The organism is Streptomyces ossamyceticus (assembly GCF_001418475.1).
GTDB classification, from domain to species: Bacteria; Actinomycetota; Actinomycetes; order Streptomycetales; family Streptomycetaceae; genus Streptomyces; species Streptomyces ossamyceticus.
Map to the genome: position 1 here is coordinate 1 of NZ_LIQX01000077.1, position 9,037 is coordinate 9,037.

The following is a 9,037-nucleotide window of genomic DNA, read 5'->3' on the forward strand; positions in this document are numbered from 1 at the left end:
GCACGGTCCCCCTCGGCCGCCCCGCCGACGTCGGAGGGGTCGGCGAGGCGGCCGAGGGGGACCGTGCGGGCGACGGCCGCGACGCCGTGCTCGTCTCCGTAGTGGAGGTGGGACAGCTCCGTGCGGACCATGCCGAGGACGAGGGTGTTGACGCGGATGTCGGGGGCCCATTCAACGGCCATGGAGCGGGCGAGGTGTTCCAGGCCGGCCTTGGCGGCGCCGTACGCGGCGGAGCCGGGCGAGGGGCGGCTGCCGCTGACGCTGCCGATCATCACGATCGAGCCCCGCGACCGCCGCAGGTGCGCGTGGGCGGCGAGGGACACCGTCAGGGGCGCGGTGAGGTTGAGGTCGATGACGCGGGCGTGGCGGCGGGCGTCGGTGCCGGGGTCTGTGCCGGTGCCGGTGCCGGTGCCGGTCAGGGGCCGGTAAGGCGTGCCGCCCGCGTTGTTGACGAGGACGTCGACGCGGGGCAGGCCGTCGAAGAGGGCCTGGACGGCGTCCGGGTCACGGACGTCCAGCGGCAGGAACTCGGCGCCCTTGAGCGGTGTGTCGGGTGGGCGGCGGGCGCAGATCACGACGTCTGCGCCGGCCTCGGCGAAGGCGTGGGCGATGCCGGCGCCGACGCCGCGTGTGCCGCCGGTGACGACGGCGAGCTTCCCGTTGAGCTCCATCCGCTGCTACCTTCCACCAAACAAACGTTAGGTGGAAGGTAGCTGATGCTCCCATGGGTGTCTCCACCTCGTCCCCGGAAAAGGGGACGGTTCTCGTCACGGTCGATTTCCCGCCGGTGAACGCCCTGCCGGTGCGGGGGTGGTTCGAGCTGGCCGACGCGGTGCGCGCGGCGGGGCGAGATCCGGCGGTCGGCTGTGTGGTGCTCGCGGCGGAGGGCCGCGGGTTCAACGCGGGCGTCGACATCAAGGAGATCCAGGCGGCGGGGCAGCGCGCGCTGATCGGCGCCAACCAGGGCTGCGCGGAGGCCTTCGCGGCGGTGTACGAGTGCGAGGTGCCCGTGGTGGCGGCGGTGCAGGGCTTCTGCCTGGGCGGCGGGATCGGTCTGGTCGGGAACGCGGACGCGATCGTGGCGAGCGAGGACGCGACGTTCGGCCTGCCCGAGCTGGACCGGGGGGCGCTCGGGGCGGCGACGCATCTGGCGCGGCTGGTGCCGCAGCATCTGATGCGGGCGCTGTACTACACCTCGCGCACGGCGACCGCGGCCGAACTGCGGGCGCACGGCTCGGTGTGGCGGGTGGTGCCGCGGAACGGACTGCGCGCGGCCGCACTGGAGTTGGCGGCGGAGATCGCCGCGAAGGACCGGCGGCTGATCCGGCTGGCCAAGGCCGCCATCAACGGCATCGACCCCGTCGACGTACGGCGCAGCTACCGCTTCGAGCAGGGCTTCACGTTCGAGGCGAACCTCAGCGGGGTCGCCGACGAGGTCCGCGGCACATTCGGCAGGGAGGGCAGGGAGGAGGGCGCGGATGAGTGACAAGACCATGACCGCCGAGGAGGCCGTGGCGCGGCTGGAGAGCGGGATGACCCTGGGCATCGGCGGCTGGGGGTCCCGGCGCAAGCCGATGGCCCTGGTGAGAGCGCTGCTCCGTACGGAGATCACTGATCTCACCGTGGTCTCGTACGGCGGCCCGGACGTGGGGATGCTCGCCGCCGCCGGGCGCATCCGGAAACTGGTCGCCGCGTTCGCCACCCTCGACTCGATCCCCCTGGAGCCGCATTTCCGCGCGGCCCGGGAACGCGGGGCGTTCGAGCTGATGGAGGTCGACGAGGCGATGTTCATGTGGGGCCTGCACGCCGCCGCGAACCGACTGCCCTTCCTGCCGGTGCGGGCGGGCATCGGCTCGGACGTGATGCGGGTCAATCCCTCCCTGCGGACCGTCACCTCGCCCTACGCCGACGGGGAGACGTTCGTCGCGATGCCCGCCCTGCGCATGGACGCGGCGTTCGTGCACGTCAACCGGGCCGACCGGCTCGGCAACGGCCAGTACCTCGGCCCGGACCCCTACTTCGACGACCTGTTCTGCGAGGCGGCCGACACCGCGTACGTCTCCTGCGAGCGGATCGTGGACACGGCCGAGCTGACCAAGGAGGCGCCGCCGCAGTCGCTGCTGATCAAGCGGCATGGGGTGACGGGCGTGGTGGAGGCGCCGAACGGGGCGCACTTCACGTCCTGCGCGCCGGACTACGCGCGGGACGAGCCCTTCCAGAAGCGGTACGCGGGCACGGCGTGGCCGGAGTTCGCCGAACGGTTCCTCACCGGCGACGAACACACCTACCAGGCGGCCGTGCGGGCCTGGCGCGAGGAGGAGGCTGAGGCATGACAGGAGGGGGCGTGAGCGGAGAGGGCCTGACGGGTGGGGGCGTGAGCGGCGGGGGCGCGAGCGGAGCGACCCGCGCCGAGTACTGCGTGATCGCGTGCGCCGAGGCATGGCGCGGGGCCGGGGAGATCCTCGCGAGCCCCATGGGGCTCGTCCCGGCGCTGGGCGCACGCCTCGCCCGGCGGACGTTCGCCCCGGACCTGCTGCTCACCGACGGCGAGGCGCTGCTCGTCGGCCCGGACGGCACCGTCGAGGGGTGGCTGCCCTACCGGCAGCACCTGGCCCTGGTCACCGGCGGCCGACGGCACGTGATGATGGGCGCGAGCCAGATCGACCGGTACGGCAACCAGAACATCTCCTGCGTCGGCGACTGGGCCCGCCCCCGGCGCCAGCTCCTCGGGGTGCGGGGCGCGCCGGTCAACACGCTGAACAACGCGACGAGTTACTGGGTGCCCCGGCACTCCCGGCGGGTGTTCGTGGAGAAGGTCGACATGGTGTGCGGGGTCGGGTACGACCGCGCCGCCGCGCATCCCGCGACGGCCCGCTTCCACCGGCTCCCCCGTGTCGTGTCCGACCTCGGGGTGTTCGACTTCGCCACTCCGGACCGCTCGATGCGGCTGGCCTCGCTGCACCCGGGGGTCACCGTCGAGCAGGTCGAGGAGGCCACCGGGTTCGCGCTGGCCGTACCGGAGGAGGTGCCGTACACACGGGAGCCGTCGGCCGAGGAACTGCGGCTGATCCGTGAGGTGCTCGACCCGGAGAACACCCGCTCAGGGGAGGTCCGGGGGTGATGGACACCGCCCTCACCCGGCTCGTGGGTGTCCGCCATCCGATCGTGCAGACCGGGATGGGCTGGGTGGCCGGCCCCCGGCTGGTGTCCGCCACGGCCGAGGCGGGCGCCCTCGGCATCCTGGCGTCCGCGACGATGAGCCCGCAGCGGCTCCGGGACGCCGTGCGGGAGGTGAGGTCCCGCACGGACGCGCCGTTCGGGGTGAATCTGCGGGCCGACGCCGGGGACGCCCGGGAACGGGTGCGGATCATCGTCGAGGAGGGCGTCCGGGTGGCGTCGTTCGCGCTCGCGCCGTCCAGGGAGCTGATCGCCGAGCTGAAGGACGCGGGGGTGGTCGTCATCCCGTCCGTGGGTGCCCGGCGGCATGCCGAGAAGGTGGCGGCGTGGGGTGCGGACGCGGTGGTCGTGCAGGGCGGGGAGGGCGGCGGGCACACCGGGGACGTGGCGACGACCGTGCTCCTGCCGCAGGTCGTGGACGCGGTGGGCATTCCGGTCGTCGCCGCGGGCGGCTTCCACGACGGGCGGGGGCTGGTCGCCGCGCTCGCGTACGGGGCGGCGGGCGTCGCGATGGGCACACGGTTCCTGCTGACGTCGGACTCGACGGTGCCCGACGCGGTCAAGGCCCGCTATCTCGCGGCGACCGTCAAGGACGTCACCGTCACCAGGGCCGTGGACGGGCTGCCGCACCGCATGCTCCGCACGGAGTTCGTGGACGCCCTGGAGAGGTCCGGCCGCGCCCGCGCCCTGCTGCACGCGGTGCGCCACGCGGCCGGCTTCCGCCGGATCTCGGGGCTCACCTGGCGCGGCATGATCCGGGACGGGCTCGCGATGAAGCACGGCAAGGACCTCACATGGAGCCAGGTCCTGCTCGCCGCCAACACCCCGATGCTCCTGAGGTCCGCGATGGTCGAGGGCCGTACCGACCTCGGGGTCATGGCCTCCGGCCAGGTCACCGGAGTCATCGACGACCTGCCGTCCTGCGAGGAACTGGTGAACCGGATCATGAAGGAGGCCGAGGAGACGATGACGAGGCTGACGACACCGGGGCGACTGAGCCCCGAGAACTGACGACACGGGGCGACTGAGCCCCGAAGGCTGACGGCGCCCCCGAGCCACCCGGCCACCACGGGGTGCCAGGCGGCTGGGAGCCGCCGGGCCGCCGCCCGCCCCTCGGCCGTCGCCCATCGCCCACCGGCACACCCACGCTTCAAAGCCACCGGACCGCAGGGCCGCCAGGCCACCAGGCCGCCAGGCCACCGGACCGCAGGGCCGCCAGGCCACCAGGGCCACCGGACCGCAGGGCCGCCAGGCCACCAGGCCGCCAGGGCCACGGGCCCACTCTGCCAAGCGGCCGCGCTCTCGGCCACGGGCCCACCCGGGCGCCAGACCAGCAGGCCACCAGGGCACCAGGGCACCAGGGCACCAGGGCACCAGGGCACCAGGGCACCAGGGCACCAGGGCCAGGCCACCAAACCATCGGCCCACGAGGCCACCGGCCCGTCTACGCCTCGAAGCCACCGGGCCACCCTGCCAATTGGCCACGGGCCTACCAGGGAAGCAGGGCAGCAGGCCACCGAGCCGCCAAGCCGCCAAGCCGCCAAGCCATCGGCCCACCAGTCCACCGGCCCATCTACGCCTCGAAGCCACCGGGCCACCAGCCCACCGGCCCACCCTGCCAACCGGCCACGGGCCCACCCGGGCGCCAGGCCACCAAGCCATCGGCTCACCAGGCCACCGGCCCACGACGCCCCGGCTCCACCGGACCGCAGGGCCGCAGGGCCGCAGGGCCGCAGGGCCGCAGGGCCGCAGGGCCGCAGGGCCGCAGGGCCGCAGGGCCATGGTCGGCCCCGGACCACCGGGATACCGTCGGCCCCGGCCCACCCCCCGGCTCCGCTCGCGGCAGCCTCACCCGCGGGCCGGGACCCGGCCTCACACCCGTTCGATGATCGTCACGTTCGCCTGGCCGCCGCCCTCGCACATGGTCTGGAGGCCGTAGCGGCCGCCGGTGCGTTCCAGTTCGTGCAGGAGGGTCGTCATGAGCTTGGCGCCCGTCGCACCCAGGGGGTGTCCGAGGGCGATGGCGCCGCCGTTGACGTTGACCTTCTCCGGGTCGGCGCCCGTCTCCTTCAGCCAGGCGAGGACGACGGGCGCGAACGCCTCGTTGATCTCGACGAGGTCGATGGCGTCGAGGGAGAGACCGGCCTTCTTCAGGGCGTACGCGGTCGCCGGTATCGGCGCGGTCAGCATCCTGATGGGGTCCTCGCCACGCACGGAGAGATGGTGGACGCGGGCGCGCGGGGTGAGCCCGTGCTCCTCGACGGCCCGCTCGGAGGCGAGCAGCAGCGCGGCGGCGCCGTCGGAGACCTGCGAGGAGCAGGCGGCGGTGACGGTGCCGCCGTCGATGACGGGCTTCAGCGCGGCCATCTTCTCCAGGCTGGTGTCCCGGCGCGGCCCCTCGTCGACGGTCACGTCCCCGTACGACACGGTCTCCCGCTCGAAGCGGCCCTCGTCGACGGCCCGTACCGCCCGCCGGTGGGAGCGCAGCGCGTACTCCTCCTGGTCGCGGCGGCTGATGCCCCACTTCGCGGCGATCATCTCGGCGCCGGCGAACTGGTTGACGGGCCGGTCCCCGTACCGGGCGCGCCAGCCCTCGCTGCCGGCGAACGGACCCTCGGTGAGCCCGAGGGGCACGGCGGCCTGACGGGAGGCGAACGCGATGGGGATCATCGTCATGTTCTGGACGCCACCGGCGACGACGAGGTCCTGGGTGCCGGACAGGACGGCCTGGGCGGCGAAGTGCACGGCCTGCTGGGAGGAGCCGCACTGCCGGTCGACGGTGGTGCCCGGCACCTCCTCGGGCAGCCCGGCGGCCAGCCAGCTGGTGCGGGCGATGTCACCGGCCTGCGGTCCCACGGTGTCCAGGCAGCCGAAGACGACGTCCTCGACGGCGGCGGGGTCCACGCCGGCGCGTGCGACGAGCGCGCGGAGCACATGCGCGCCGAGGTCGGCCGGGTGCACCCCGCCGAGCCCTCCTCCGCGCCGCCCGACGGGCGTACGGACCGCTTCGACGATGTAGGCCTCGGCCATGGCGACTCCCCGGACTCTGGGCTTGAGTTGGTGGTCAGGTACGTACGGCGATCCCGTCCAGCACCATCGACAGGTACTGGCGGGCGATCTGCTCCGGGCTGTACTGCCCGCCGGGCCGGTACCAGGAGGCGGCGACCCACACGGTGTCGCGCACGAACCGGTAGGTGACCTTCGTGTCGAGGTCGGACCGGAACTCCCCCTCGGCGACCCCGCGTTCCAGCGTGGACAGCCAGGTCTGTTCGAACTTGCGCTGCGACACCTCCAGGAACCCGAACCGGCGTTCCTGCGCGATCAGTTGCTTCGCCTCGTTCTGGTAGATCTCGACGGCGGCGCGGTGCCGGTCGATGGCCAGGAACGACTCGGTGACCAGGGACCGGAAGGTCTCGCTGGGCCCCAGTCCGGCGGCCAGGACGGCGTCGTACTGCTCCCAGAGCTCGTCGAGGAAGGTCCGCAGGATCTCCTCGAGCATCGCGTCCTTGGAGTCGAAGTAGTAGTAGAGGCTGCCCGCGAGCATGCCCGCGTCGTCCGCGATCCGGCGGACGGTGGTGGCGTTGTACCCCTGCTCGGCGAAGACCTCGGCCGCCCTGTCGAGGAGTTCACGACGGCGGGCGGGGGCGGCGGTCACCTGGGGCTTCTTCTTGGTCGGCACGCTGTTCATTGTCCTCAAGGGTGCTGGTTGCTGACGGACACGACCTCGCCCGTCAGGTACGAGGAGTAGCCGGACGCGAGGAACACGATCACGTTGGCCACCTCCCAGGGTTCGGCGTACCGCCCGAGTGCCTCGCGTGCGGTGAGTTCCGCCAGCAGTTCGGGGGTGGTCACCTTCGCGAGGTGCGGGTGCATGGCGAGGCTGGGCGACACCGCGTTGACGCGCACCCCGTACCCGGCCGCCTCGACGGCCGCGCAGCGGGTCAGGGCCATCACGCCCGCCTTCGCCGCCGCGTAGTGCGCCTGCCCGGCCTGGGCGCGCCAGCCGACGACGGAGGCGTTGTTGACGATCACGCCGCCGCCGGTGTCCCGCATGTGCCGCAGAGCCGCCCGGGTGCAGCGGAACGTGCCGCCCAGGGTCACGTCCAGCACCTTCGACCACTGCTCGTCGGTCATGTCGACGAGGTCCGAGGTGCCGCCGAGGCCCGCGTTGTTGACGACGACGTCGAGCCGTCCGTGCAGCCGGACGGCCGTGTCGAACAGAGCCAGCACCTGGTCCTCGTCGGTCACGTCGCACGCCGTCGCCGTGACCGCGTCCGCGCCGAACTCCTCGACCAGCCGGGCCTCGTGCTCCTTGAGGCGGCGGGTGTGCGCGTCGCTGATCAGGACGCGGGCGCCCTCCTCCAGGAAGCGTCGCGCGGTCGCCCCGCCGATGCCCGCGCCGGCCGCCGCGGTGATGACGGCGGTACGGCCGCGGAGGAGGCCGTGGGCGGGGACGTAGGTCGGAGGCTCGACGTTCGTCATGAGGGCACGCTAACCTACCAAACACTTGTTAGGGAAGGTTGGGTGCTTGCCCGGAAAGAGGTGACCCCGTGGACCTCGCCCATTCCCCCGCCGACGAGGCGTTCCGCGCCGAGGCCCGCGCCTGGCTGCGCGCGCACGTGCCGTCCAGGCCCCTGCCCTCCCTGGAGACCGAGGAGGGCTTCGCGGCGCACCGCGCCTGGGAGGCCGAGCTGGCGGCCGACCGCTGGTCGGTGGTGAACTGGCCGGCCGCGTACGGCGGTCGGGACGCGGGTCTGATCCGCTGGCTGATCTTCGAGGAGGAGTACTACGCGGCGGGCGCCCCCGGCCGGGTCGGGCAGAACGGCGTCAACCTGCTCGCTCCCACCCTGTTCGACCATGGCACGCGGGAGCAGCGGGCGCGGGTGCTGCCGCCGATGGCCTCGGGTGAGGTGGTGTGGGCGCAGGCGTGGTCGGAGCCGGAGGCCGGTTCGGATCTGGCCTCGCTGACCTCGCGGGCGGTGCGTACGGACGGCGGCTGGTTGCTCGGCGGCCAGAAGACGTGGTCGTCGCGCGCGGCATTCGCGGACCGCGCGTTCGGGCTGTTCCGCAGCGAGCCGGGCACCCCGAAGCCGCACCAGGGCCTGACGTACCTCATGTTCGACCTGCGCGCGCCCGGCGTGACGGTCCGCCCTATCGGCCGCCTCGACGGAAAGCCGGCCTTCGCGGAGCTGTTCCTGGACGACGTGTTCGTGCCGGACGAGGACGTCATCGGTGAGCCGGGGCAGGGCTGGCGGATCGCGATGTCGACGGCCGGCAACGAACGCGGGCTGACGCTCCGCTCCCCCGGCCGCTTCCTCGCCTCCGCCGACCGGCTGCGCGACCTGTGGGAGACCCGGGGCCGCCCGGCGGCCGCCCGCGAGGGGGTGGCCGACGCCCTGATCGGCGCCCGCGCCTACGAGCTGTTCACCTGGGCGAGCGCCTCCCGCTTCCTCGACGGCGAGTCCCTGGGCCCCGAGTCCAGCCTCAACAAGGTGTTCTGGTCGGAGTACGACATCGCCCTGCACGAGACCGCACTGGAACTCCTGGGAGGGGAGGGCGAGTTCGCGGACACCGACTGGTTCGAGGGCTATGTCTTCTCCCTCGCCGGCCCGATCTACGCAGGCACCAACGAGATCCAGCGGGACATCATCGCCGAACGCCTGCTGGGCCTGCCGAGGGGGCGTCGCGGGTGAACGCCGGCACGGGGAACGCGCGAGCGCCGCGTGCGAACGCGGGCACGCGGACCGCACGAGCGCCGCAGGTGAACGCCGACACGGGAAACGCACGAGCGCCGCACGCGATCGTCGTCGCCGCCCCGACCCGAAGACAGCCCTTCGCACCTCCACCCCACCCTCTACCC

General features: G+C 73.3%; 9 protein-coding genes. 5 read left to right on the forward strand and 4 right to left on the reverse strand.

All coding sequences use genetic code 11. From position 1 onward, the window contains the following. Positions 1 to 671: SDR family oxidoreductase (locus tag AOK15_RS07075; protein WP_055513915.1), on the reverse strand; the 671-nt coding region annotated here is incomplete at its 3' end. A 53-nt stretch (positions 672 to 724) separates the two neighbouring features. Between AOK15_RS07075 and AOK15_RS07080 the strand changes: the two genes are divergently transcribed. Genes AOK15_RS07080 through AOK15_RS07095 form a run of 4 tightly spaced genes read left to right on the forward strand, consistent with a single transcriptional unit; the run spans position 725 to position 4,188 of the window. Further along, complete coding sequence (locus tag AOK15_RS07080) at positions 725 to 1,486, forward strand: enoyl-CoA hydratase family protein (protein WP_055513917.1); 762 nt, start codon at positions 725 to 727, stop codon at positions 1,484 to 1,486. Continuing rightward, positions 1,479 to 2,333: a CoA transferase subunit A gene (locus AOK15_RS07085; protein WP_055513919.1), complete on the forward strand. Its 855-nt coding sequence runs from the start codon at positions 1,479 to 1,481 to the stop codon at positions 2,331 to 2,333. Before AOK15_RS07080 ends, AOK15_RS07085 begins: the two co-directional genes overlap by 8 nt. 11 nt (positions 2,334 to 2,344) lie before the next feature. Beyond that, positions 2,345 to 3,121: a CoA-transferase subunit beta gene (locus AOK15_RS07090; RefSeq protein WP_420876867.1), complete on the forward strand. Its 777-nt coding sequence runs from the start codon at positions 2,345 to 2,347 to the stop codon at positions 3,119 to 3,121. After that, a complete protein-coding gene (locus AOK15_RS07095) occupies positions 3,121 to 4,188 on the forward strand; it encodes an NAD(P)H-dependent flavin oxidoreductase (protein ID WP_055513921.1) in 1,068 nt (355 codons plus the stop codon). The genes AOK15_RS07090 and AOK15_RS07095 overlap by 1 nt, the downstream gene beginning before the upstream one ends. 861 nt (positions 4,189 to 5,049) lie before the next feature. Here the strand turns inward: AOK15_RS07095 and AOK15_RS07100 are convergent. Genes AOK15_RS07100 through AOK15_RS07110 form a run of 3 tightly spaced genes read right to left on the reverse strand, consistent with a single transcriptional unit; the run spans position 5,050 to position 7,659 of the window. Then, entirely contained in the window at positions 5,050 to 6,207 is a 1,158-nt protein-coding gene (locus AOK15_RS07100; protein WP_055513923.1) for an acetyl-CoA C-acetyltransferase, read from the reverse strand. A gap of 34 nt (positions 6,208 to 6,241) precedes the next feature. Then, the gene (locus tag AOK15_RS07105) at positions 6,242 to 6,856 is read right to left on the reverse strand and encodes a TetR/AcrR family transcriptional regulator (protein WP_055513932.1); all 615 of its coding nucleotides are present in this window, start codon (positions 6,854 to 6,856) and stop codon (positions 6,242 to 6,244) included. A gap of 14 nt (positions 6,857 to 6,870) precedes the next feature. Then, the gene (locus AOK15_RS07110) at positions 6,871 to 7,659 is read right to left on the reverse strand and encodes an SDR family oxidoreductase (protein ID WP_055513925.1); all 789 of its coding nucleotides are present in this window, start codon (positions 7,657 to 7,659) and stop codon (positions 6,871 to 6,873) included. Positions 7,660 to 7,727: 68 nt separating this feature from the next. Here AOK15_RS07110 and AOK15_RS07115 point away from each other — a divergent pair, with 68 nt between their 5' ends. Beyond that, positions 7,728 to 8,870, forward strand: a complete 1,143-nt coding sequence (locus AOK15_RS07115; RefSeq protein ID WP_055513928.1) for an acyl-CoA dehydrogenase family protein — start codon at positions 7,728 to 7,730, stop codon at positions 8,868 to 8,870. Positions 8,871 to 9,037: the final 167 nt, after the last annotated feature.